Below are 23,763 nucleotides of genomic sequence, written 5' to 3' on the forward strand. Positions count from 1 at the left end.
CGTCGTCGTCCTTCGGTTTAATGGACGCGCTGCGCTGCGGCGCCTAAAAGCGTTCGTGAGTTCACGCCCCTGCGGTTCCGGGAGCCCTCCCTCGATGTTCAAGAAAATTCTCATCGCCAACCGCGGCGAGATCGCCTGCCGCGTGATCAAGACCGCCCGGCGGATGGGGATCGCGACGGTCGCCGTCTATTCCGACGCCGACAAGGACGCGCTGCATGTGGAGATGGCCGACGAGGCGGTCCACATCGGGCCGCCTTCGGCCTCCCAGTCCTATCTGGTGATCGAGAAGATCGTCGCCGCCTGCAAGCAGACCGGCGCCGAGGCGGTGCATCCGGGCTACGGCTTCCTCTCGGAGCGCGCGGCCTTCGCCGAAGCGCTGGCGGCGGCGGGCATCGTCTTCATCGGTCCGAACCCCAAGGCCATCGAGGCCATGGGCGACAAGATCGAATCCAAGAAGGCGGCGGCGCTGGCCAAGGTCTCCACCGTTCCGGGCAACCTCGACGTGATCGAGACCCCGGAAGACGCGGTGAAGGTGGCCGAGGAGATCGGCTTCCCCGTGATGATCAAGGCCTCCGCCGGCGGCGGCGGCAAGGGCATGCGCATCGCCTATTCGGCCGAGGACGTGGCGGAAGGCTTCCGCGCGTCCAAGTCCGAGGCCAAGTCCTCCTTCGGCGACGACCGCGTCTTCATCGAGAAGTTCATCGTCAATCCGCGCCACGTCGAGATCCAGCTCCTCGGCGACAAGCACGGCAACGTCATCTATCTGGGCGAGCGCGAGTGCTCCATCCAGCGCCGCAACCAGAAGGTGGTCGAAGAGGCCCCGTCGCCGCTGCTGGACGAGGCCACCCGCCGCGCCATGGGCGAGCAGTCGGTCGCGCTCGCCAAGGCCGTGGGCTACGATTCCGCCGGTACGGTGGAGTTCGTCGCCGGGCAGGACAAGTCGTTCTACTTCCTCGAGATGAACACCCGCCTGCAGGTGGAGCATCCCGTCACCGAGCTCGTCACCGGCATCGATCTGGTGGAGCAGATGATCCGGGTCGCGGCCGGCGAGAAGCTGTCCATCACGCAAGCCGACGTGAAGCTCACCGGCTGGGCGGTGGAGAGCCGCATCTACGCCGAGGACCCCTATCGCAACTTCCTGCCGTCCATCGGCCGGCTGCAGACCTATCGTCCGCCGGTGGAGCGGACGGAAGGCGGCGTCACGGTGCGCAACGACACCGGCGTGACCGAGGGCGGCGAAATCTCGCTGCACTACGATCCGATGATCGCGAAGCTCATCACCCACGCGCCGGACCGGCTCGCCGCCATCCGGGCCCAGGGCGAGGCGCTGGACGCCTTCGCCATCGACGGCATCCAGCACAACATCCCGTTCCTCACCGCGCTGATGGAGCATCCGCGCTGGCAGGAGGGCCGCCTCTCCACCGGCTTCATCGCCGAGGAGTTCCCGGACGGCTTCGCGCCGCGCAAGCCCGACGGCGAGGTGGCGCGCACGCTGGTGGCGGTCGCGGCCCAGATCGACTGGCTGACCATGGAGCGCCGCCGCGCCATCTCGCATCAGCTGCGTCGGGGCGCGGCCACCAAGGAGCTGCTGCGCACCATCCTGCTGGACGGCGAGCCGACCCGCGCCGAGACCCGCGCCGACGGCGGCGCGGTCGCCGTGCGCGTGCTGGCGGAGGACGGCTCCGAGGCCGCCACGCTCAGGGTGAAGACCGACTGGAAGCCGGGCGAGCCGGTGTGGCGCGGCGAGATCGACGGCCGGCCGGTCTCGGTTCAGGTGCGCAAGCACCCGCCGGCGGGCTGGGACCTCGCCCATCGCGGCGTCTCGGTGCTCGCCCGCATCCATGGCGCGCGCATCGCCGAACTGCTCGCCATGATGCCCGAGCGGGCGGTGGCCGACACCTCCAAGCAGCTGCTGTGCCCGATGCCGGGCCTTGTGGTGTCGATCGCGGTGACGGAGGGCCAGGAGGTCAAGGCCGGCGAGACCCTGGCCGTGGTGGAGGCCATGAAGATGGAGAACGTGCTGCGCGCCGAGCGCGACGGCGTGGTCTCCAAGATCAACGCCAAGCCCGGCGACAGCCTGGCGGTGGACGCAGTGATCCTCGAATTCGAGTGAACGCGGGCTTCCGGCGCCGCTCCCGCGGGTGATGAAACCTCGGAGATGTCGCCGAAGCGCGCTCCAGATGCTCCCGTCATGCCCGCGCGTTGCGCGGGCATGACGGTCGGTTGAGCGTCCCGGACACATTCTGAAACGACGAAGGGCGCGGCCATGGAGGTCGCGCCCTTCGTCTGTTTCGACAGGATGAGAAGTTTTTGAGTCTTGGCCGGCGGTCAGAGCCGGAAGCGGATCTGGTCGGTCCAGAAGCGCTCGAGGCGGACCAGCGCCACGTTCAGGGTGCGGAAGTCCTCCGCGTTCACGCCGCCCACCTGCTCGATGGTGCGGATGTGCTTGGCGTAGAGCTCCTCCACGATGTTGTGGATCTCGCGGCCCTGCTCGGTCAGGCTGATGCGCACCGAGCGGCGGTCCATGCGGGAGCGCTGGTGGTGCAGGAAGCCCATCTCCACCAGCTTCTTCAGGTTGTACGAGACGTTGGAGCCGAGATAGTAGCCGCGGGTGCGCAGCTCGCCGGCGGTCAGTTCGCTGTCGCCGATGTTGTACAGCAGAAGCGCCTGGACGCTGTTGATGTCGGAACGGCCGCGACGGTCGAACTCGTCCTTGATGACGTCGAGCAGGCGGCGGTGCAGGCGCTCCACCAGCGTGAGAGCTTCGAGATAAAGCGGGCGGACCTCGACCTGGCGAGGATCGGCGGCGGGCTTTTCCGTGCTGCGCGCAACGTTCTTCATGTCTGACGCCTTCCCGTATGCCATTTGATCTTGGAACGTCGTCCTGTCCCGCGTTCCTTGATCTGAAAATAGGTCGGGGGAGATGAAAATGCGTTTAAGTGACGTGCTGAAAATTCTATTTAGTTTTCAAGCTCAATGAAACGTTGCTGGGCTTCGTCAACAAGTGGTTACGCAGGTTTGCGTAAATCGATTTTCATTTGTCCTGACGAAATCCGAATTCACGCCGTGTTCATCGTTAAACGACTGTAAGCGCCCGCCGGGCTGCTCAGTCCTCCTCGCGCTTGGCCTTCAGCGACAGCGCCAGATAGACCGCCATGGCGAGCGCCCAGACCGGCGTCACGAGGAGGTTGAGAGCGCCGGAGGGGACGAGGGCCGAGAACATCAGCTGCGCCGAGGCGGCGCACAGCCAGATCACCACGCCCCAGGCGGCCGCGAGCCACAGGCCGACCGCGGCCACCGGATCGGCCACCGCGAAGAACACCGCGCCGATGCGCTGCACCAGCGGCCCGTCCGGGAACGGGGTCGGGCCGAGGCCGAGCAGCAGCGCCCAGTGGTAGAGCCCCTTCGCCAGCTCCAGCACCGCGAGCGCGCGCAGCAGCAGCGTCAGGCGCCACGTCCACGGGCGGGCGTAGCGGTCGCCGCGCAGGCGGTTGTCCCGCAGCGCGATCGGGGCGAGATCGTCCGGGTTGCTCACGCCGTGCGGGTCCGGGAGCTGAGGGCGGCGGGCGTCCGTGCGGCGGTCATCCGTGCGGTCATGGGGGCGTTCCTGTCGGGCGGGCCGCCCGCTTGTCGCCCGTTCGCGTCCGAAGCGCAAACGGAGGCGTCCATGACGAATTCATGTCCCTGACATGCCTCTCGGCTCTCTCGGGCGCCCGGCGGAGGTGCTATAGGGGCGGCCGGACGAGCGGAGGCCCGCGCCAGGCGACGGGCGACACAGGACAAAGGCGCCGGACATGCGCGAGACGATCGGAAAACTGCGCGAGCGCGGGCTGGACGTGCGGCTCGAGGACAACGCTCTGGCGCTGACCCGCCGTCCCCGGCGTGGCCGCGCCGCCGACTGGTCGCGCCGGCTGACCCGAGAGAACGCGGTCACGGTCGACGATCTGATCTGGCCGATCTTCCTGATCGAGGGCGAGAACCGGCGCGAGCCGGTGGCGGCCATGCCGGGGGTGGAGCGCCTGTCGGTGGACGAGGCGGTGCGGGCGGCGGAGGAGGCGGCGGCGCTCGGCATCCCGGCGCTGGCGCTGTTCCCCTACACCGAGCCGGGCCTGCGCGATCCGCTCGGCTCCGAGGCGCTCAACCCCGAGAACCTCACCTGCCGGGCGCTGCGGGCCATCAAGCGCGCGGTCCCGACCATCGGTCTCGTCACCGACGTGGCGCTCGACCCCTACACCAGCCACGGCCATGACGGGCTGCTGGACGGCGAGCGGGTGCTGAACGACGCTACCGTCGCCGTGCTGGCGCGGCAGGCGCTGACCCAGGCCGAGGCGGGCGCCGACGTGATCGCGCCCTCCGACATGATGGACGGACGGGTGGGGGCGATCCGCCAGGCGCTGGACGCCGCCGGCCGCTCCGACGTGCAGATCATGTCCTACGCCGCCAAATACGCCTCCGCTTTCTACGGCCCGTTCCGCGACGCCATCGGCACCAAAAAGACGCTGGTGGGCGACAAGCGCACCTATCAGATGGATCCCGCCAACGGCGACGAGGCGCTGCGCGAGGCGGAGCTCGACGTGATCGAGGGCGCCGACATGCTGATGGTGAAGCCGGGCCTGCCCTATCTCGACGTGGTGTGGCGGCTGAAGGAGCGCTTCCGCCTGCCGACCTTCGCCTATCAGGTGTCCGGCGAATACGCGATGATCCAGGCCGCCGCCCAGAACGGCTGGATCGACGGCGAGGCCGCCATGCTGGAAAGCCTGCTGGCGTTCAAGCGCGCCGGCGCCGACGGCGTGCTGACCTACTTCGCGCCGACGGTGGCGCGCCGCCTCAAGGGCCTCTGAGCCGGCCGCCGGGCGGGGCGACGTGCGGGGCGGGAGGCCTACCTCGCCGTCATGCCCGCGCTTTCGCCCTCTTCGTCATGCCCGCCGAAGGCGGGTATCCACGACTTCCTGTACCCGCGAGCGGCCTGAAGTCGTGGATGCCGAGTCAAGCTCGGGCATGACGGTGTGCGATCGGCGCGCGGTTGACGCGTTTGGACCGGCCCTGACGCCCAACGGATGCTGGATGAGAGGCGACGGCGCCGCGCGCGTCACCTCTCCCCGGCGGGGAGAGGTCGGAGGGCGTCAGCCCTCCGGGTGAGGGGCGCGCTCGCGCTCGGCCCGCCGCACAGCCCCTCCGCCATACCATATGCTGCGGCGCGACAAAGGCGCTTGACGGGCGCGGGCGTTCGTCCCTAACCTTTGCGTCAGGAGCAAGGGAGCTCTCGCCGGACCGGTCCACGGTCCTGCGAGGCTCCCTTTTTGTTTGTGGCGAGCGATGACCTTACGTGCTGCGACGCGCCGGCCCCTCGTGGTGGGCGCGCTCTATTCCGAAACCGGCGCCACCGCCTTCGTGGAGCGCACCCAGCTCAACGCGACCCGGCTCGCGATCGAGGAGATCAACGCGAGCGGCGGCGTCGACGGGCGGGAGGTCGTGCTGGTCTCCCACGACGCCCAGTCCGACCCGGCCCGCTTCGCGAGCCTCGCCGAGGCCCTGCTCGACGAGGAGCGCGCCGACCTGCTGATCGGCTGCTACATGACCAACACCCGGCAGGCGGTGGTGCCGGTGGCGGAGCGCCGCGGCGCGCTGCTGGCTTACGCCGCCTGCTACGAGGGCTTCGAATATTCGCCCAACGTGATCTACGGCGGCGCGGTGCCGAACCAGCACATCCTGATGCTGGCCCGCCATCTCATGAACGAGCCGGGCAAGCGCTTCTATCTGGTGGGCACGCGCTACACCTTCCCGATCGAATCCCACCGGGTGCTGCTGACGCTCATCGCCGAGCGCAAGGGCCACGCGCTGGCCGAGCGCTACGTGCCGCTGGACGTGACGCGCCGGGAGCTGGACCAGATCGTGCAGGACATCCGGCGCAAGAAGCCGGATGTGGTGTTCTGCACCGTGGTCGGCCGCGCGGCCTCCGCTTTCTACGAGCTCTGCGCCGAGGCGGGGCTGACCGCCGACACCACCTTCGCCAGCCTCACCATCACGGAGGCGGAGGTGGCGGCCATGCCGCCGCGGCTCGCGGAGGGGCATCTCACCGCCGCCACCTATTTCCAGTCGGTGGACACGCCGGAGAACCGGCGCTTCGTCCGGGCCTATCAGGCGCGGTTCGGGGTGCGCGAGCGCCTGAACGCCATGGCGGAGACCGCCTACGCCGTCACCCATCTGACGCTGGCCGCCGTGGCGCGGGCGGGCTCGGCGGCGCCCGAGGCGGTGCGGCGGGAACTGGCGGACATGACGTTCCGCGCGCCGCAAGGCGAGATCCGGCTCGATCCCGAGAACAGCCATCTCTACCTCTGGCCGCGCATCGGCAGGGTGCAGGCGGACGGCCAGTTCCAGATCATCGCCGAGGCCGCCGCCCCGGTGAAGCCGGACCCCTATCTCATCAACCACACCCTCGAGGACTGGGACGGCGCCACGCCGCCCGAGGTCCTGCCGCTCGCGTCGGGACTGTGAGCCCATGCTGAAGGCGCTCCGCGACATCCGGACCCTCCGCGTCGTGATCTACCACCCGAAGGACCGGGAGCGGGACGAACTGGTGGCGCAGATCCGCCGCATCGGCTGCGAGGTCGAGGCGGTGTGGCCGCCGCCCGAGAAGCTGCGCCAGGACGCGGACGTGGTGTTCATGCTGTTCCGGCAGGACGGCTTCACCCATGTGCTGCTGAAGGCGCTGGCGGAGAGCGGCTCCCAGGCCTCGCTGATCGCCATCGTCGAGTTCGAGAGCCCGGCGGTGATCGAGGCGGTGGCCCGCGCCGGCGCGGTGTCGATCGTCACCAAGCCCATCCGCGCCTTCGGTCTGCTCACCAGCCTGGTTCTTTCGCGGACAATTTCCGCAAAAGAAAAAAACCTTATTGACAGGGCGAGGAAGCTTGAGTCAAAGTTAGAAGGCTTCAGGCGCATGGAAAAAGCCAAGGCGATATTGATATCGCGCAAGGGTTTTTCTGAGCAGGAGGCTTACGATACGATCCGTATGCGCGCAATGTCGGCGCGCGTGTCTATGGATGTCGTGTGCGCGACCATCATAGACGCTGACGAATTCATCGGACTCTGACCCCGGCGGTTTCCGCCGTGCGCGTCTGATCCGTCTCCATATCGATCCGGGAGCGCCAAAGGTCGCCGCCACCGGGTCATGGCTAAGAGAGCCGTCGCCAGCTTCACCGCTGGCGGCGGCTTTTTGTTTTTCCGGCCTGCATGCCGCGCGGCGGCTCAGGCCAGACCCAAGGAGCCGAAAATGACTCAAGGAACCGGGACGGAGGATCGCAAGGTCCGCGTCGCCTGCGATGTGGGCGGCACGTTCACCGACATCTGCGTGCTGAGCGAGGCCACGGGCCGCATGCACGTGGCCAAGGTGCCCACCACCCCCGACCCGATCGACGGCGTGCTGGCCGGCATCGAGGCGGGCGGGGTGAACCTGAACGACCTGCTGCTGTTCAAGCACGGCACCACGCTCGCCACCAACGCGCTGATCACCCGCCGCTTTCCCCCGGCGGTGATGGTCACCACCAAGGGCTTCCGCGACACCATCGAGATCCGTCGCGGCAACCGCGACGACCTCTGGGACACCTACAAGGAGATGGCGAAGCCCTACATCCGGCGCCGCGACCGTCTCGTGGTCTCCGAGCGCACGGACTATTCCGGCAAGGTCGTGACGCCGCTCGACGAGGCGGAGGCTCTGGAGCTCGCCCGCGTCATCAAGAAGCGCGGCGTGAAGACCATCGCCATCTGCTTCGCCAACGCCTTCATCAACCCAGCGAACGAGCAGCGCATGCGCGACATCCTCGCCGAGGCCGTGCCCGAGGCGGTGATCTCCATCTCCAGCGACATCATGCCGGAGATCTTCGAGCATGAGCGTTTCTCGACCACGGTCGCGAACGCGGTGCTGGCGCCGGTGGTGGGCAATTACGCCAGCCGTTTGGAAAGCCGCATGAAGGAAGGCGGCTACAAGGAAGACGTGATGCTGCTGCATTCTGGCGGCGGCGTCATGACCGCCAAGATGGCGGAGCGCTACGCCGCGCGGCTCTCGGCCTCCGGCATCGCCGCGGGCGCCATCGCCAGCCGCTTCGTCGCCGAGCAGGCCGGGTTCAGGAACTCCATCGGCCTCGACATGGGCGGCACCTCCACCGACGTGTCGCTCTGCGACAACGGCGAGATCAACGTCACCAAGGAGTGGTTCGTCGAATACGGCTACCCGATCTGCTTCCCCTCGATCGAGGTGCTGACCATCGGCGCCGGCGGCGGCTCGCTCGCCTGGCTCGACGCCGCGAACTCGCTGCGCAACGGCCCGCAGTCGGCCGGCTCCACGCCCGGACCGGCCTGCTACGGCCGCGGCGGCGAGAACCCCACCAACTGCGACGCCAACGTGGTGCTGGGGCGCCTGTCGGACCGGCTCGCCGGCGGCAAGGTCGGGCTCGACAAGGCGCTCGCCACCGAAGCCATCCGCAAGGGCGTCGCCGAGCCGCTCGGCATGTCGGTGGAGGACGCGGCGATCGCGATCATCAAGGTCGCCAACGCCAACATGTCGGACGCGGTGCGCCTGCTCTCCATCCGGCGCGGCTACGACCCCCGCGACTTCGCGCTGGTCGCCTTCGGCGGCGCCGGCCCGCTCCACGGCGCGGCGCTCGCCAAGGATCTGGCGATCCCGGTGGTGCTGGTGCCGCCGAACCCCGGCGTCACCTCCGCCCTCGGCTGCCTGCTGGTGGACATCCAGCACGACATCACGCGCATGTACCTCTCCAAGGCCGACGACGTGAACGTCATGGACCTGGAGACCACCTTCCGGGAGCTGGAGGTGGAAGGCGCCGAACGCCTGAAGTCCGAGGGCGTGGCCCCCGAGAACATGGTGTTCCAGCGCAAGATCGACATGCGCTACCACGGCCAGTGGCGCGCGCTCGCCATCAACATCGCCTCGCCGGTGACGTCGCTCGAGGAGGCGATCGCCCACTTCCACGAGGAGCATGGCCGCGAGCACAACTACTCGCGTCCGGGCGCGCCGGTGGAGATCTACCGCGTCTCGGTCACCGCGACCGGCGTGACGCCGAAGGCGAAGTTCGCCGATTTCGATCCGGTGGACGAGAAGCCGGCCGCCTCCGGCTCCCGCATGGTGCGGTTCGACGAACTGCCTGCCGCGGTCGACACGCCCGTCTACCTCCGCGACGCGCTCAAGGCCGGCATGACGGTCGAAGGCCCCGCCGTCATCGACCAGCTCGACTCCACCGTGATCGTGCCGCCCGGCGTCACGGCCGAGGTCGACCGCTCGCTCACCCTCGTCATGCGCATCCCGCTGGCCTGACCGGTCCGCGCCCCAGCAACAGGAGCACCCCATGTCCTCCAAGACCATGGACAACGGCCTCGATCCGGTCACCTTCGAGGTCCTCAAGAACGCCTACGTCAACATCGTCGACCAGATGGCGGAGCAGATCTTCCGCACCTGCTATTCCTTCGTGATCTGGTCCCGGGACTTCTCGTCCGCGCTCTGCGACGTGAACGGCGACACCATCATGCAGGGCTCGGGCGACATCGCCGCCCATGTGGGCACGCTGCATTACACGGCGAAGGCGGTGATCAACGCCTTCAAGGGCGACATCCATCCCGGCGACGTGTTCGTGGTGAACGACGTCTACCAGGGCGGCACCCACTTCAACGACACCCGCATCGTGCGGCCGATGTTCTACAAGGGCGAGCTGCTCGGCTTCGCCCAGGCCAACGGCCACTGGGCGGACGTGGGCGGCGCGACGCCGGGCTCGTTCAACGTCAACGCGCTCGACCACATGGCCGAGGGCCTGCGCATCACCCCGGTGCGCGTCTGGAGCAAGGGCGAGCAGCTCAAGGACGTCTGCAACCTCATCGCCTCCAACACCCGCGCCCCCGCCGACATCATCGGCGACATGGAGGCCCAGGCCGAAGCCACCAAGGTGGCCGAGACCGAGGTCTGCCGCCTGATCGAGAAATACGGCCTCGACGTCATCAAGACCTCCTTCACCGCGGTGCAGGATTACGTCGAGGTGCTGACCCGCCAGCGCGTCGCGGCGCTGCCGGACGGCGTGTGGGAGACCGAGGACTACATCGACCTCGATCCGGGCGTGGGCGAGGGCCTGATCCCGATCCGGGTGCGCATGACCATCAAGGGCGACACGGTCCATTACGACCTGTCGAAATCCCATCCGACCAGCATCCGCTGCTTCCTGAACGCCTGTTTCGGCGGCTCCTTCGCCGCCATCGTCGCCGGCACCAAGATGCAGTTCCCGGAAATCCCGCTGAACTCCGGCTTCTACCGCGTCGTGACCGTCGATCTCGGACCGGAAGGCTCGGTGGTCAACGCCGCGTGGCCGACGCCGGTCGCCGGCTTCTGCTCCGGTCCGTTCGAGAAGATCATGAACTCGATCTTCGAATTGTGGGCCGAAGTGATGCCGGAGCGGGCCATGGCCTGCACCTTCAACCTCGACTACCTGCTGATCGGCGGCCGCGACAACCGCGAGGGCGGGACCGGCCAGAAGCACTTCATGTGGTACGACTGGATGGTCGGCGGCTGGGGCGCCCGCAACGGCCGCGACGGCTGGGGCGCCACCGGCCCGGTGTTCGGCGTCCAGCTCGGCACCCAGCCCTTCGAGGGGCAGGAGCGGCTGGCGCCGGTGCTCACCACCGCCCACGAGCTTCGGGTGGATTCCGGCGGCCCCGGCGAGTCCCGCGGCGGCATGGGCGTCGACAAGGGCGTGATCCTCACCGAGGTCGACCGCACCGTCGTCTCCTACTGCTGCGACCGCGAGCGCTCCATCACCTGGGGTCTGTGGGGCGGCCTGCCGTCGATCCCGCACGGCGTGTGGGTGAACGAGGGGCTGGAGAACGAGCGCTACCTGGGCTCCATGTTCTCCAACGAGCCGCTTGCGGCCGGCGACCATGTGACCCGCCCCTCCGCCGGCGGCGGCGGCCTCGGCGATCCGCTGGAGCGCGACCCGCAGCTCGTCTGCGAGGACGTGGCGGACGGCTACGTCTCCATCGCCCGCGCCGCCCTCGATTACGGCGTGGTGGTGAAGGAGATCGACGCCGACCTCGCCGAATACGAGGTCGACCGCGAAGCCACCTTGGCCAAGCGCGCCTACATCCGCGCCAACCGCGCCAAATGGCTCGACGAGGACCCCGAGGCGATCGCCGCGAAGTACCGGGCGGGCGAGCTCTCCATGCTCGACCTCATCCGCCAGTACGGCGTGATCGTGAACTGGGGCTCGGGGGCGCTGCTGCCCAAAACCACCGCGCAGTTCCGCGCGATGCTGAAGCGCCGCGCCGCGCCCTACTGGAGCAGGCGGCTGAAGCCGGGCTCCGAGGCGAGCGTCTCGCTCAAGGTCGCCTGAGCGCAGGCCGGGCGGCGGCCGGGGAGGGCTCTTCCCGGCCGCGCGCCCGCGCCACAGGCGACGGCGGCGCCCAAGACCGCCGGGCCATCGTCCTCTTGAGGAAACGCAAGGCGCATCGATACGGCCGCCGGCCGCACCCGGCGAAGGACGCCACCCATCCGACGACGTTTCGGGGATCGACATGACCGCCTTCAACCGCCGCACGCTTCTCAAGACCGCCGCCGCCGGCGCGGCGCTGGGGCTCGCGCCCGCCTACATTCGGGGCGCAAGCGCCGCGGACGCCATCCAGATCGCCGGCATCCACGACGCCTCCGGCGGCATCGACATCTACGGCCGGCCGATGATCAACTGCCTGACGCTGGCGGTGGAGGAGCTCAACGCCAGGGGCGGGGTGCTGGGGCGCGAGATCGCGCTCAAGAACTACGACCCGCAGTCGAACATGCAGCTCTACACCCAGTACGCCACCGAGGCCGCCACCAAGCAGAAGGCGGCCGTGGCGTTCGGCGGCGTCATCTCGGCGTCGCGCGAGGCCATGCGGCCCGCGCTGCGCCGCTACCGCGTCCCCTATTTCTACAGCCTGCTCTACGAAGGCGGCGTCTGCGACCGCAACGTGTTCTGCATGGGCTCGACGCCGGCCCAGACGCTTCAGAAGTTCACGCCCTTCGCGATGAAGCGCTTTAACGCCAAGACGATCTATGTTCTGGCGGCGGACTACAATTACGGCCAGATCACCGCCAAGTGGATCAAGAAGTTCGCCACCGAGAACGGCGGCGACGTGGCGCAGGCGGACTTCTTCCCGCTCGACGTGAACGACTTCGGCCCGACCATCCGCAAGATCCAGGCGGCGAAGCCCGACATGATCATGTCGGTGCTGGTGGGCGCCGCCCACAACTCGTTCTACCGCCAGTGGGTCGCGTCCGGCATGAAGGACAAGATCCCCATGGCCTCCACCACCTTCGGCATCGGCAACGAGCAGGCGCTGACCTCGCCGGAGGAACACGACGGCATCATCGTCTCTTACGCCTATTTCGACGGCATCCAGACGCCGGAGAACCTCGACTTCATCACGCGCTACAAGGCCCGGTTCGGCGCCAAGGCGGACGCGGTGACCGAGGGCGCGGCCATGACCTACCACGCCGTGAACCTCTGGGCGGAAGCGGCGAAGAAGGCGGGCTCCGTCGAGCGCGACAAGGTGATCGCGGCGCTCGAAACCGGGCTGTCCTTCACCGGACCGGCGGGCAAGACCACCATCGACGCCGCGACCCATCACGACACGCTCGACGTCTACATCGCCGAGGTGAAGGGCGGGGCCTACCACGTGCTGGAGAGCTTCCCGCAGCAGACGCCGGCGGACACGGCGGCGGTCTGCGACCTGACCAAGAACCCGAACGAGACCAAGCAGTTCGTCATCGACGTCAAAGTCTGACGTCGGCGACGGCCGGGCGGGCGCGCCGTCCCCTCGCGCGCCCGCCCCTTTGTCAGTTCGCAGGTCAGGAGACCGGCATGGATTACGCGATCATCGTGCTGCTTCAGGTCGTGGTCACGATCGCGAACCTCGCGCTCATCAGCGCCGGGCTCGCCGTGATCTTCGGCATGATGCGCATCATCAACATGGCCCATGGCGAGTTCCTGATGCTGGGCGGCTACGCCGCGCTGGTCTCGCACCAGGCCGGGCTGAACCTGTGGCTGTCGATCTTCGTGGTCGCGCCGCTGGTGGTGGGGCTGGTCGGCGCCGTGATCGAGCGGCTGGTCATCCGCAGGCTTTATGGCCGGATGATCGACACCATGCTCGCCACCTGGGGCGTCAGCCTGGCGCTGGTCGGGCTCATCACCGTGATCTTCGGCAACACGGTGGCCGGCGTCTCGCCGCCGCTCGGAAGCCTCGAGATCGGCGCCTACGCCATCGGGCGCTACGAGCTGCTGGTGGCCGGGGTCTCCGCGTTGCTGTTCGCGGCCGGCTGGTGGGTTCTCGCCCGCACTCCCGTCGGGCTGATCGCCCGCGCGGCGATGCAGAACCGCGACATGGCGGCGGCGCTCGGCGTCGATCCGGCCAGGGTCTACGCCGCGACCTTCGTCACCGGGGCCGCGATCTCCGGCCTCGCCGGGGCGCTGATCGCGCCGATCGCGGGGGTCGCGCCCACCATCGGCGCCGCCTACATCGCCAAGACCTTCATCACCGTCATCTCGGGCGGGGCCGCCATCCTCGCCGGCACGCTCAGCGCCGCCGGCCTGCTCGGCGCGGTCAACGCCGCCTTCTCCTTCCTCACCGGCCCGGTGCTGGGGGAGGTCGCGCTGCTCGCCTGCGCCGTCCTGCTGCTGCGCCTGCTGCCCCAGGGCGTCACCGGCCGCTTCTTCCGGAGGTCGCTGTGACCGTCTCGCTCCGCTCCGCGCTCGGCTTCGCGGCGATCGCCGCCGCCGCCTTCTACGCGCTCGTGGTCGTGCCCCAGGGCGGCGATCTCACCACCATGATCAACGGCTCGATCTACGCCAGCTACGCCATTCTGGCGCTGTCGCTGGCGCTGATCTGGGGCTACGGCGGCGTGCTGTCCTTCGGGCAGGCGGCCTTCTTCGGCCTCGCCGGCTATGTCTACGCGGTCGCCGGGCTCAACCTCGGCGACACGGCGCTGGCGGCCCTGATCGCGGTTGCGAGCGCCGCGGCCTTCGCGGCCCTGCTCGGCTACTTCATGTTCTGGGGCCGGGTGTCGGACGTCTATCTGGGCGTCATCACGCTGACCGTCTCGCTGATCCTCTACCGCTTCATCAACCAGACGGCGGGCGAGGAATGGACCATCGGCGCGGCCCCGCTGGGCGGCTTCAACGGCATCCCCTCGACGCCCATCATGACGGCGCTCGGCAAGCCGGACGAAACGCTCATGCCGGAGCAGATCTATGCGCTGTCGGTGGGCGCGCTGGTCGTCTGCTATCTGATCTGCCGCCTCGTGATCGCGACCCGCTTCGGCCGCGCCGTGGTGGCGATCCGGGAGAACCCGGTCCGCGCCGAACTGCTCGGCTACGACACACGGTTCTACAAGCTCGGGATCTTCACGCTCGGCGGCGCGATCGCGGGCGTGGGCGGCGTAGCCTTCGCGAACTCGGTGTTCGTGAGTCCCACCATGTTCAACCTGCAGACCAACGGGCAGGTCATCATCTGGGTCATCGTCGGCGGGCTCGGCACGCTGGCGGGACCGGTGATCGGCTGCTTCGCCATGCTGTCGCTCTCCACCTGGCTCGGCTCGCTCGACGGCGGCGGCTGGACCGACCCGAACCTCGTGATGGGCGTCGTGCTGACGTTCTGCGTGGTGGCGCTGCGCAAGGGCCTGCTGCCCACCGCGCTCGGGCTCGGCGAGCGCCTGTTCGCCGTGGCGAGGGAGCGCATGGGCGCGCCCAAGCTCGGCGAGCCGCGCGCGGCGGAGGACCGGCCATGACCGCCGCGGCTCCGCTGCTCGAAGCCCGCGACCTCGTCATGCGCTTCGGCGACGTGACGGCGGTGGGCGGCGTCAGCATGACGGTGGGGGAGGGCGAGCTGCGCTGCCTCATCGGCCCCAACGGCGCCGGCAAGAGCACCTTCTTCAAGATGCTGTCCGGCCAGCTCCGCCCCACCTCCGGCGCGGTCGCCTTGCGCGGCCGCAGCATCGTCGGCCTGCCGGCGTCGCGCATCGCGAGGCTCGGGGTCGGCGTGAAGACCCAGACGCCGAGCGTGTTCGACGGGCTGACGGTGATGGAGAGCGTGCGGATCGCCACCGACGCGCTTCTGCCGCCCCAGCTCGCCCGCCGCCGTGCGGACGAGGCGCTGGAGCGCATGCGCATCCCCCATCTCGCCGGCGCGACGGTGGGGCTGCTCGCCCACGGCCAGCGCCAGCTGGTGGAGCTCGCCATGGTGGTGGCGCAGGCGCCGGACCTGATCCTGCTGGACGAGCCCGCAGCCGGCATGACCGGCGTCGAGGTCGACCGGCTTGGCGATCTGATCGTGGAGCTGGCCCGGTCCAGCTCGGTGATCGTGGTGGAGCACGACATGGCCTTCATCCGCCGCATCGCCCGCACCGTCACCGTGTTCAACCGGGGCCAGGTGCTGGCGGAAGGCCCGGCGGCGGAGGTGATGGCCGACGCCCGCGTGCGCGACGTCTATCTCGGAAAGGACGCGGCATGAGCATCCTCGCCGTTTCCAACCTCGCCGCCGGCTACGGCGCCATCGGCGTGCTGCGCGACGTGGGGTTCGACATCGCGCAGGGGGAGATCCTCGGAATCCTCGGCCACAACGGCATGGGGAAAAGCACTCTGCTCAAGGCGCTGAGCGGCGCCATCCTCCCGAGCGCGGGCGCGATCCTGTTCGCCGGCGCCGACATCGCCCAGGAGCCGCCCCACCGCCGCGCAAGGCGCGGGCTCGGCTACGTGCCGCAAGGGCGCCAGATCTTTCCGGGCCTCACCGTGCGGGAGAACATGGCCTTCGCCGCCCGCGCGTCCGGCGCGCCGCTTGTGATCGTCGACGAGATGATCGCCCGCTTTCCCCGGCTGCAGCCGATCGTGGACCGGGCGGGCGGGGTGCTGTCGGGCGGCGAGCAGCAGATCCTGGCGCTGGCGCGCTGCCTCTGCGCGAAGCCGTCGCTGATCCTGCTGGACGAGCCGACCGAGGGCATCCAGCCCTCGATCCGCGACGAGATCGTGGAGACGCTGCTGACGCTCAGGCGGGAGCTCGGGCTCTCGATCCTGCTGGTGGAGCAGAACCTCAAGTTCATGACCGATCTGGCCGACCGGGTCCTTCACATGGAGAAGGGCCGGCTGGCCTTCGCCGCGCCGCCCGAGGCCGCGGCCTGACGCATCCGGCGCCGGAAGCGATCCGGCGCCGTCATCCAGCGCAAGAGCGGTGCGGCCGCCGGAACCTCGTTCCGGCGGAAGGAAGCTCGCGCGCCCAACGGCCCGCCATGGCGGGCGCATTCGGGGAGAATGACGCGATGACCATCAGCATGACCATGAAGGGCGTCGCCGCCGGCGCCGCAATCGGGCTGGCCTTCGCCGCAACGCCGGCCGGCGCCGCCGGCACCACGGCGCCGGGCTACACCACCGGCATCCCGGTCTGGGCCGTGGCGCCGGAGGGACTCTACTACCTCAACCAGACCTATTCCGGCTTCCGGGAGGTGGGCGGCGTCGACATCCGCTCGAACTACAACACCTTCTTCTTCTTCTGGCAGACGGGGGCCAAGTTTCTGGGGGCCGACATCGGCCTCATCGCTGCGCCGACCATCGCCGACGTCTCCATCGAGGGCGCGGGCAGCGATTTCGGCCTGTTCAACACCTACTTCGCCGCCCAGCTGAGCTGGGACCTCGGCGACGACCTCTATGTGGGCTACCGCCTCGGCGGCTACATCCCGCAGGACGAAAAGCTCTCGCTCGACTACGGCACCATCGAGCACCGCGTCGGCGCAAGCTATCTCGGAGACGGCTGGAACCTCACCGGCAACTTCATGTTCGGCACGCCGGTGGGCGACAAGAAGCTCGACCTCGCGCCGAACTACGTGATCGCCGATCTGACCGCGACCAAGAAGTTCGGCAAGTTCGAGATCGGGCCGGTGGCCCATTTCGAGGCCGACGTCAGCAAGCCGATCTCCTGGTACGGCAAGCAGTCCCAGTTCGCGATCGGCGGCCTGATCGGCTACGACTTCGGCGGCGCGAACCTGAACGTGAAGCTGACCCGCGACGTCTATTCCAAGAATCGCGGCTTCAAGGACACGATCCTCTGGACCAACCTCAGCTTCCCGCTGTGGACGCCGGCCAAGGCCGAGGCCCCGCTGGTCGTGAAGTACTGACGACGCGAGGGAGCCCGGCCGCGAGGACCGGGCTCATCGACCGACGACCGCCTCGCCCATGACGAATGGCGCAAAGGTGTGACCCGAAACCGCCTTGCCTTCGGCGCCGCAGCGCCGTAATCGGGCGGGGACGGTTCCCTTCGGGGATCAAAAGGGAACGCGGTGCGGGCTTCGGCCCGAAGCCGTGGCTGCCCCCGCAACTGTGAGCGGCGAGCGCTTCGTCATCGGCCACTGGACCTCTCTAGGTCCGGGAAGGCGGCGAACGGCGCATTGACCCGCGAGCCAGGAGACCTGCCGTCAGCCGTGTGGTCACACGCGAACGCGTCGGGCGGGGTGCACCGATGGTGGGCGAACCATCGGGCGGACGCATGTCTGGTTCGATCGGGGAGACTTCCTGTTCGCGGTGACGGCGCAACACGTCCCGCTCGGGGTCTCGATGTCCGGTTCCGTCTCCGCCTCTCGCCTCCGGCGCTCCACGCCCCGGTCTCTCCGCGTCGCGCTGCTCGGCGCCTGCTGCGCCGCGGCGCTGGCCTCTCCTTCGCGCGCCCAGTCGCCCGAAAGCCCGGTGGAGCTTGACGAGATCACCGTCAGCGGCAAGGGCGGCAAGCCGTCGTCCGGCCCGAACCTGTCCGTGAAGACCGGCGCCGGCAGCCGGCTCGGCCTGACGCCGCTGGAGACGCCCGCGAGCGTGGACGTGGTCTCCGGCGACGTGGTTCGCGACCGCGGTCAGGCCTCCATCGCCGAGGCGGTGACGCAGAACGCGGCCGGCTTCAGCTTCATCGGCACGCCCGGCAACGGCTTCGGGGCCTATTCGTCGCGCGGCTTCACCGGCGTGAGCTCGGTCACGACGCTCTATGACGGCGTGCGGCTCTATCCGGGCAACGGCACCGTCACCTTCCCGTTCGACACCTGGACGGTGGACCGGATCGAGGTGCTGCGCGGCCCGGCCTCGGTGCTCTACGGCGAGGGCGCCATCGGCGGCGCCATCAACATCATCCCGAAGAAGCCGCTTTACGAGGAGCGCCGCAACGAGGCGCGCGCCGTGGTGGGCACGGACGGGCAGGTGGGCCTCGCCGCCGGCAGCGCCGGGCCGATCAACGAGAAATTCGCCTACAGCTTCGACGTGGCCGCCAGCCGCGGCGACGGCTGGATGGACCGGGGCGACTACAAGAACCTCGCCTTCTCCGGCGCGCTGAACTGGCGCCCGACCGACGAGCTCTCCGTCACCCTGACCCATGACGGCGGCCACAACCAGCCGAGCCGCTACTTCGGCACGCCGCTGAAGGGCTCCGGCAATGTGGAGAAGGACTGGATCGGCGAGAACTACAACGTCCGCGACGGCGTGATCCGCTTCAACGACAACATCACCCAGCTCAAGGCGGAATGGACGCCGAACGAGACCGTGACGCTGCGGGCGGTGGGCTATTACGTCACGGCCAACCGCTTGTGGCGCAACGCTGAGGGCTACAAATGGAATGAGGGGACCGAACGGGTCGACCGTTCAAGCTTCATCGCCATCAAGCAGGAGCAGGAGCAGATCGGTGCGCGCGCCGACGCCACCATCCGCACCGAGCTGTTCGGCATGGCGAACGAGGCGGTGGTCGGCTTCGACGTCAACCGCTTCGATTTCCGGCGTCTGAACAATGGCGGCTACCGTGCCCCGGACCTCAACCCGTCGCTGCCGCCGAAGGGCTTCGATCCGGGCGAGTACGGCAGCGCGAGCTCCTACGGCAAGGACTACAAGGCGATCACCACGCAGTATTCCTTCTTCATCGACGACCGCCTGAAGCTCACCGACCAGATCTCGCTGGTCGCAGGCCTGCGCTACGACCATCCGGAAGTGGATTTCCGTGGATATCGGTTGGTCAACGGCGCGTTGCCGCGCTCGAAAACGGTCCTGGATTCGTTGTCGTGGCGCGTGGGCGCGGTCTACGAGCCGGTGAAGAACCTCGCGGTCTACGCGCAGTATTCGGAGGCCGCCGATCCCGTCACGTCGATCCTGTCGCTGCCGCCGGGATCGTCCGGCTACAAGCTCTCCAAGGGTCGGCAGGTCGAGGCCGGCGTGAAGCAGAGCCTGTGGGACGACCGCTTCGAGTGGACGCTCTCGGCCTTCTACATCGAGAAGAAGGACCTGCTCGCGCCCAACCCGAACAAGCCCGGCTCACCCTCCGAGCAGATCGGCAAGCAGTCTTCCCGCGGCGTGGAGGCCTCCGTCGGCGTGGAGCTCGGGCACGGTTGGCGGGTCGACGCCAACGCCACGATTCTGGATGCGCGCTACGACGAATTCTTCGGTTCGGGCAACGTGGACTACAAGGGCAACACGCCGAACGCCGTGCCGGAAACGCTCGCCAATGTCTGGGCGACCTGGCGCTTCGCGGAGGACTGGAAGGCGCAGGCCGGCCTGCAATACGTCGGCAAGACCTACACCTCGGCCAGCAATGACCACAAACGGCCGGCCTATGCGCTGGTCAACGCCGGGCTGCAGTGGAAGCCGACGGCCTACGCCACGCTCGACCTCCGGGTGAAGAACCTGTTCGACAAGACCTACGCCTACACGGGCGGCGACTCCCAGTGGTACTTCGGCGCGCCGCGCACCGCGGAGCTCGCTCTGCACCTGAAGTTCTGACGCCCGTGGCCGCGCCCGTCCGTCTGGAGGTCGAGGATCTGGCGTGGGGCCCTCCGGGGCGCCCGCCGGTGCTCTCGGGCGTGAGCTTCGCGCTCGCGCCCGGCGCGCGGCTCGCGGTGGTCGGCCCCAACGGCGCCGGAAAGTCCACGCTGCTGCGCTGCCTCTACCGGGTGAACCGGCCGACCGCGGGGAGGCTGCGTCTCGACGGCGACGATCTCTGGGCGCTGCCCGCGCGCCAGGCCGCGCGGCGGGTGGCCGCCGTGCTTCAGGAGACGCCGCCGGACTTCGCCTTCACCGTGCGGGAGATGGTGGAGGCGGGGCGCACGCCGCACGCGGGCGCCTTCGGCGATCCCGGCGGCGCGGCGGTGGTGGAGGACGCCATGGCGCGCATGGAGATTTCAGCCTTCGCCGCCCGCCGCTTCGCCACGCTCTCCGGCGGCGAAAAGCAGCGCGCCCTCATCGCCCGCGCGCTGGCGCAGCAGCCGGGCCTGCTGGTGCTGGACGAGCCCACCAACCACCTCGACATCCGCCACCGGCTGGAGGCGATCGAGCTGCTGAAGGGGCTCGACCTCACCATCGTCGCCACCCTGCACGATCTGGATTTCGCCGCCGACATGGCCGACCACGTGCTGGCGCTGGAAGGCGGCCGCCCCGTCGCCTTCGGCCCCGCGCGGGAGACGCTGGCGCCGGCGCTGATCCGTCGGAGCTTCGGCGTCGAGGCGGAGGTGACGCCCTGGCGCGGCACGCTGCGCTTCGCCTACCGGCTGCCGGAGGAGGGGGCGTGAGAGCCTGTCCCGTCCGTGTCGAGGCGCGTCCCTCCGGCCGCCGTCATGCCCGCCGAAGGCGGGCATCCACGATTTATTCCAGCGCGATGGCTTCAGCGTTCAAGTCGTGGATGCCCGAGACACGCTCGGGCATGACGGGTAAGCGGGGTCCTGGACGGACGCGGAGACGTCTTCTTGCCGCGCTGCTGCTCGCGCTCTGCGCCGCGCCCGCCTCCGCCCATCCGGTCACGGTGCGGAGCTGCGACCGGCTCGCCACCTACGACCGGCCGCCGCAGCGGGCTGTGTCCTACGATTCCAACCTCACCGAGATGATGCTGGCGCTCGATCTCACCGACCGCATGGTGGGCTACATCGGCTCGCAGGCGCGGGTGTCGGCGGCTGTGGACCTGTTTCCCAAGGCGGCCGCCCTGCGCCAGCTCCAGCGACAGTATCCCACCCGCGAGACGTTGCTGGAGGCGGGGGTCGACTTCTATTTCGCCGGCTGGAGCTATGGCATGCGCGCCGGCGGCGAGGTGACGCCGGACACGCTCGGCCGGCTCGGCATTCCGGTCTACGAGCTCACCGAAAGCTGCATCCGCATCGGCCGGCGGGAGAAGCCGACGCTCGACTTCCTCTACCGCGATCTGCTCAATCTCGGCCGCATCTTCGGCGTGGAGGGCCGCGCCGAGGCGCTGGTCGCCGGCTATCGCGCGCGGGAGGCGGCGGTGCGGGCCAGGGTGGCCGGCGCGCCCATGCGGCCGAAGGTGTTCCTCTACGACAGCGAGGGCCGGGTGGCCGGCACCGGCGGCGCCTACGCCATGCCCACCGCGCTGATCGAGGCGGCGGGCGGGCGCAACATCGCCGACGACGTTCCCGGCAACTGGACGCGCATGAGCTGGGAAAGCGTGATCGAGCGCGACCCGGACGCCATCGTCATTCTGGATCACGGCGCCGGCGGGGCCGCGCGCAAGCTGCGCTACGCGCAGTCGCGGCCGGGCCTGAAGGACCTCCGGGCGCTGAAGGCCGGAAAGGTGCTGGCGCTCAGCTACGACGAGCTGACGCCCGGACCCCGCAACCTGATCGCGCTGGAGAAGATCGCGGAGTTCCTGCATGGCGACCGCTGACCGCCGCCCCATGGCCGCGTCGCCCCGGGCGCGTTTCGTCGGGCTCGGCGCCGCGACGATGCTGCTGCTCGTCGCCGCCATGGCGCTCTCGCTGCTGATCGGCCCGGCGCGCCTTCCGGCGCAGGAGATCTGGGCGGTGGCGATGGAGAAGCTCGGGCTTGGCGCCGCGTCCGGCGTGGCGCCGGGCCGCGCGGCGATCGTGTGGGAGCTGCGCGCGCCGCGCACGGTGCTCGCCGCCATCGTCGGCGCGGGGCTCGGCATGGTGGGGGCGGCGATGCAGTCCGCGACCCGCAACCCGCTCGCCGATCCCCATCTGCTCGGCGTCGCCGCCGGCGCAGCCTTCGGCGCCAACCTCGCGATCCTGCATGTGGGCGACGCCTTCGGCCCCGCCACCACGCCGCTGTTCGCTTTCTTGGGCGCGCTGGGCGCCACGCTCGCGGTGCTGGCGGTGGCGCGCGTCACGGGGCCTGGGACCGCCGACCGGCTGATCCTCACCGGCGTCGCGGTGGCCTTCGTGGTGACGGCCTGCGCCAACATGCTGATCCTGTTCGCCGATCAGCGCTCGGCGGCGAATGTGGTGTTCTGGACGCTGGGCGGCTTCGGCGCCTCCGACTGGTCGACCATCCCGGTTCCGGCGCTGGCGCTGGCGCTCGGCGGAACGTGGTTCCTGATGAAGGCGCGGGACCTGAACGCGCTGTCCATGGGCGACGAGACCGCCGCCACGCTGGGCGTTCCGGTGGAGCGCGCGCGGCTCGCGCATATGGTGGTCGGCGCCTTCGTCACCGGGGTGCTGGTGTCGGTTTCGGGGATGATCGGCTTCGTGGGGCTGATGACGCCCCACGCCGCGCGCATGCTGCTCGGCGGAGACAACCGGCTGGTCCTGCCGGCGAGCGCGCTCCTCGGCGCGCTGGCGCTGGTGCTGGCCGACATGGCGGCGCGCACGGTGATCGCGCCCGATGACATGCCGATCGGCGTCGTCACCGGCGTCGTGGGCGGCCTGTTCTTCGTGGCCCTGCTGCGCCGGGAGCGTTGAGCGCCTGTTTGGAAGTTCGCACTGCCGTCATGCCCGAGCTTGTCTCGGGCATCTTCCGTGTTTGCGATCAAGCGTGAGGTGCGTGTTTCCAGTTTTGTCGGTCTCGCGCGATGGCGTTGAGGGTGACGAGCATTTTGCGCATGACGGCGGTGAGGGCGACCTTTCCGGGCCTGCGGTTCTGTGTGACGAGGCGGTCGTAGAACGCCTTTATCGTGAGATTGTGGCGGATGGCGCAGCGTGCGGCGTTGAACAGCACGCGGCGCACGTCCGGGCGGCCGTGGCCTGTGGCGGCCCGGCCCCGGTCCTGCCGCTGTCGCGGGTCCGGGGCGCGAGCCCGACCAGGCTCGCGATCTCCTTGCCGGTGAGGCGGCCGAGCTCCGGCAGCGCGCCGATCAGCGTCATGATCGTGACGGGGCCGACGCCCTTGAGGCTGGCGAGACGGCGCGCCATGGCGGCGAGGTCGGGATCGGCCGCGATGCGGGCCGCGATCTCGGTCTCGAGCCCGGCGAGCGCGGCCTCGAGCGCCGCCATGACCGCCGCGAGGCTGTCGCGCACCGGGCGGCTCTCGGCCAGCGCCGCACGGCAGCGTTCGGCGTGGAGCGCGTCGACCAGCTGGCGGCGGCGGGCGACGAGTTCGCGCAAGACCCCGTCGCCCTCGACGAGCGGCTTCAGCCCGCGTCCGTCGAGCTCGAGCGCGGCGAAGTCGGCGATCAGCCGGGCGTCGATCCGGTCGGTCTTGGCCTTCACGCCGCGCCGGGCCCGGAACGCCGCCACCTCGTTCGGATGGACGCGCGCAAACGGAACCCCGGCCTCCACCAGCGCCCGGCGCAGGGCCCGCTCGTAGCCGCCGGTGGGCTCGAACGCCGCGAGCCCGATCGGGCCCTCGGCCTTCAGGCCTTCAGGAAGGCGGCGATCGCGTCCGCTTCGTTCGCAAGCCGCGTCACCGCCGCCGCGCCGTGGCGACCGACGTCGATCCAGTCCTTCGACACGTCGAACCCAAGGATGAGCTTGTGGGTCATGATCGCCTCCGG

General features: G+C 69.4%; 18 protein-coding genes, 2 pseudogenes and 1 riboswitch. Of the genes and pseudogenes, 17 read left to right on the top strand and 3 right to left on the bottom strand.

Annotated features, from left to right (window positions below):
- Positions 1-94 precede the first annotated feature (94 nt).
- Positions 95-1,829 (top strand): annotated as a pseudogene (locus tag PKE85_RS12725) (acetyl-CoA carboxylase biotin carboxylase subunit); the annotation flags it as partial.
- Between the two features lie 65 nt (positions 1,830-1,894).
- Positions 1,895-2,113 (top strand): annotated as a pseudogene (locus tag PKE85_RS17705) (acyl-CoA carboxylase biotin carboxyl carrier protein subunit); the annotation flags it as partial.
- 215 nt (positions 2,114-2,328) lie between these two features.
- Here PKE85_RS17705 and ldtR read toward each other — a convergent pair.
- Complete coding sequence (ldtR, locus tag PKE85_RS12730) at positions 2,329-2,841, bottom strand: transcriptional regulator LdtR (RefSeq protein ID WP_271205131.1); 513 nt, start codon at positions 2,839-2,841, stop codon at positions 2,329-2,331.
- Positions 2,842-3,106: 265 nt separating this feature from the next.
- The gene (locus tag PKE85_RS12735) at positions 3,107-3,535 is read right to left on the bottom strand and encodes a DUF6163 family protein (protein ID WP_271205132.1); all 429 of its coding nucleotides are present in this window, start codon (positions 3,533-3,535) and stop codon (positions 3,107-3,109) included.
- A gap of 259 nt (positions 3,536-3,794) precedes the next feature.
- On the opposite strand from PKE85_RS12735, the gene hemB reads away from it, so the two are divergent.
- The 15 genes from hemB to PKE85_RS12810 all read left to right on the top strand — a co-directional run bounded on the left by hemB (position 3,795) and on the right by PKE85_RS12810 (position 22,732).
- Entirely contained in the window at positions 3,795-4,841 is a 1,047-nt protein-coding gene (gene hemB, locus PKE85_RS12740; RefSeq protein WP_271205133.1) for a porphobilinogen synthase, read from the top strand.
- 475 nt (positions 4,842-5,316) lie between these two features.
- A complete protein-coding gene (locus PKE85_RS12745) occupies positions 5,317-6,495 on the top strand; it encodes a transporter substrate-binding domain-containing protein (protein WP_271205134.1) in 1,179 nt (392 codons plus the stop codon).
- Between the two features lie 4 nt (positions 6,496-6,499).
- The gene (locus PKE85_RS12750) at positions 6,500-7,090 is read left to right on the top strand and encodes an ANTAR domain-containing response regulator (RefSeq protein ID WP_271205135.1); all 591 of its coding nucleotides are present in this window, start codon (positions 6,500-6,502) and stop codon (positions 7,088-7,090) included.
- Positions 7,091-7,270: 180 nt separating this feature from the next.
- Entirely contained in the window at positions 7,271-9,328 is a 2,058-nt protein-coding gene (locus PKE85_RS12755; RefSeq protein WP_271205136.1) for a hydantoinase/oxoprolinase family protein, read from the top strand.
- Positions 9,329-9,359: 31 nt separating this feature from the next.
- Complete coding sequence (locus PKE85_RS12760; protein ID WP_271205137.1) at positions 9,360-11,384, top strand: hydantoinase B/oxoprolinase family protein; 2,025 nt, start codon at positions 9,360-9,362, stop codon at positions 11,382-11,384.
- A 181-nt stretch (positions 11,385-11,565) separates the two neighbouring features.
- Positions 11,566-12,810: an urea ABC transporter substrate-binding protein gene (locus PKE85_RS12765; RefSeq protein WP_271205138.1), complete on the top strand. Its 1,245-nt coding sequence runs from the start codon at positions 11,566-11,568 to the stop codon at positions 12,808-12,810.
- Positions 12,811-12,887: 77 nt separating this feature from the next.
- Positions 12,888-13,754, top strand: coding sequence for a branched-chain amino acid ABC transporter permease (locus PKE85_RS12770; RefSeq protein WP_271205139.1), 867 nt, complete (start codon positions 12,888-12,890; stop codon positions 13,752-13,754).
- Complete coding sequence (locus PKE85_RS12775) at positions 13,751-14,809, top strand: branched-chain amino acid ABC transporter permease (protein WP_271205140.1); 1,059 nt, start codon at positions 13,751-13,753, stop codon at positions 14,807-14,809. The genes PKE85_RS12770 and PKE85_RS12775 overlap by 4 nt, the downstream gene beginning before the upstream one ends.
- Entirely contained in the window at positions 14,806-15,531 is a 726-nt protein-coding gene (locus tag PKE85_RS12780; protein ID WP_271205141.1) for an ABC transporter ATP-binding protein, read from the top strand. Before PKE85_RS12775 ends, PKE85_RS12780 begins: the two co-directional genes overlap by 4 nt.
- Positions 15,528-16,196 carry an ABC transporter ATP-binding protein gene (locus tag PKE85_RS12785; protein WP_271205142.1) on the top strand — a complete coding sequence of 223 codons (669 nt, stop codon included), beginning with the start codon at positions 15,528-15,530 and terminating at the stop codon, positions 16,194-16,196. Before PKE85_RS12780 ends, PKE85_RS12785 begins: the two co-directional genes overlap by 4 nt.
- A gap of 137 nt (positions 16,197-16,333) precedes the next feature.
- Positions 16,334-17,185 carry a transporter family protein gene (locus PKE85_RS12790; RefSeq protein WP_271205143.1) on the top strand — a complete coding sequence of 284 codons (852 nt, stop codon included), beginning with the start codon at positions 16,334-16,336 and terminating at the stop codon, positions 17,183-17,185.
- A gap of 115 nt (positions 17,186-17,300) precedes the next feature.
- Positions 17,301-17,498: riboswitch (cobalamin riboswitch) on the top strand.
- A 123-nt stretch (positions 17,499-17,621) separates the two neighbouring features.
- The gene (locus PKE85_RS12795) at positions 17,622-19,811 is read left to right on the top strand and encodes a TonB-dependent receptor (RefSeq protein ID WP_271205144.1); all 2,190 of its coding nucleotides are present in this window, start codon (positions 17,622-17,624) and stop codon (positions 19,809-19,811) included.
- Positions 19,812-19,816: 5 nt separating this feature from the next.
- Positions 19,817-20,596 (top strand): ABC transporter ATP-binding protein, encoded by a 780-nt coding sequence (locus tag PKE85_RS12800; RefSeq protein ID WP_271205145.1) that lies wholly within the window; start codon positions 19,817-19,819, stop codon positions 20,594-20,596.
- A 131-nt stretch (positions 20,597-20,727) separates the two neighbouring features.
- Positions 20,728-21,699, top strand: coding sequence for an ABC transporter substrate-binding protein (locus PKE85_RS12805; protein WP_271205146.1), 972 nt, complete (start codon positions 20,728-20,730; stop codon positions 21,697-21,699).
- Complete coding sequence (locus tag PKE85_RS12810) at positions 21,686-22,732, top strand: FecCD family ABC transporter permease (RefSeq protein ID WP_271205147.1); 1,047 nt, start codon at positions 21,686-21,688, stop codon at positions 22,730-22,732. The genes PKE85_RS12805 and PKE85_RS12810 overlap by 14 nt, the downstream gene beginning before the upstream one ends.
- 207 nt (positions 22,733-22,939) lie before the next feature.
- Here PKE85_RS12810 and PKE85_RS12815 read toward each other — a convergent pair whose 3' ends face one another.
- Positions 22,940-23,548 (bottom strand): IS110 family transposase, encoded by a 609-nt coding sequence (locus tag PKE85_RS12815; protein ID WP_271205148.1) that lies wholly within the window; start codon positions 23,546-23,548, stop codon positions 22,940-22,942.
- Between the last annotated feature and the right edge of the window lie 215 nt (positions 23,549-23,763).

This window comes from Methylopila jiangsuensis, from assembly GCF_027922305.1.
Lineage (GTDB): Bacteria > Pseudomonadota > Alphaproteobacteria > Rhizobiales > Methylopilaceae > Methylopila > Methylopila jiangsuensis.

Coding starts and splice junctions, on each gene's coding strand:
- PKE85_RS12765 (WP_271205138.1), top strand. CDS start 11,566: ATGACCGCCTTCAACCGCCGCACGCTTCTCAAGACCGCCGCCGCCGGC.
- ldtR (WP_271205131.1), bottom strand. CDS start 2,841: ATGAAGAACGTTGCGCGCAGCACGGAAAAGCCCGCCGCCGATCCTCGC.
- PKE85_RS12785 (WP_271205142.1), top strand. CDS start 15,528: ATGAGCATCCTCGCCGTTTCCAACCTCGCCGCCGGCTACGGCGCCATC.
- PKE85_RS12760 (WP_271205137.1), top strand. CDS start 9,360: ATGTCCTCCAAGACCATGGACAACGGCCTCGATCCGGTCACCTTCGAG.
- PKE85_RS12810 (WP_271205147.1), top strand. CDS start 21,686: ATGGCGACCGCTGACCGCCGCCCCATGGCCGCGTCGCCCCGGGCGCGT.
- PKE85_RS12790 (WP_271205143.1), top strand. CDS start 16,334: ATGACCATCAGCATGACCATGAAGGGCGTCGCCGCCGGCGCCGCAATC.
- PKE85_RS12745 (WP_271205134.1), top strand. CDS start 5,317: ATGACCTTACGTGCTGCGACGCGCCGGCCCCTCGTGGTGGGCGCGCTC.
- hemB (WP_271205133.1), top strand. CDS start 3,795: ATGCGCGAGACGATCGGAAAACTGCGCGAGCGCGGGCTGGACGTGCGG.
- PKE85_RS12805 (WP_271205146.1), top strand. CDS start 20,728: ATGACGGGTAAGCGGGGTCCTGGACGGACGCGGAGACGTCTTCTTGCC.
- PKE85_RS12770 (WP_271205139.1), top strand. CDS start 12,888: ATGGATTACGCGATCATCGTGCTGCTTCAGGTCGTGGTCACGATCGCG.
- PKE85_RS12755 (WP_271205136.1), top strand. CDS start 7,271: ATGACTCAAGGAACCGGGACGGAGGATCGCAAGGTCCGCGTCGCCTGC.
- PKE85_RS12780 (WP_271205141.1), top strand. CDS start 14,806: ATGACCGCCGCGGCTCCGCTGCTCGAAGCCCGCGACCTCGTCATGCGC.
- PKE85_RS12750 (WP_271205135.1), top strand. CDS start 6,500: ATGCTGAAGGCGCTCCGCGACATCCGGACCCTCCGCGTCGTGATCTAC.
- PKE85_RS12795 (WP_271205144.1), top strand. CDS start 17,622: ATGTCCGGTTCCGTCTCCGCCTCTCGCCTCCGGCGCTCCACGCCCCGG.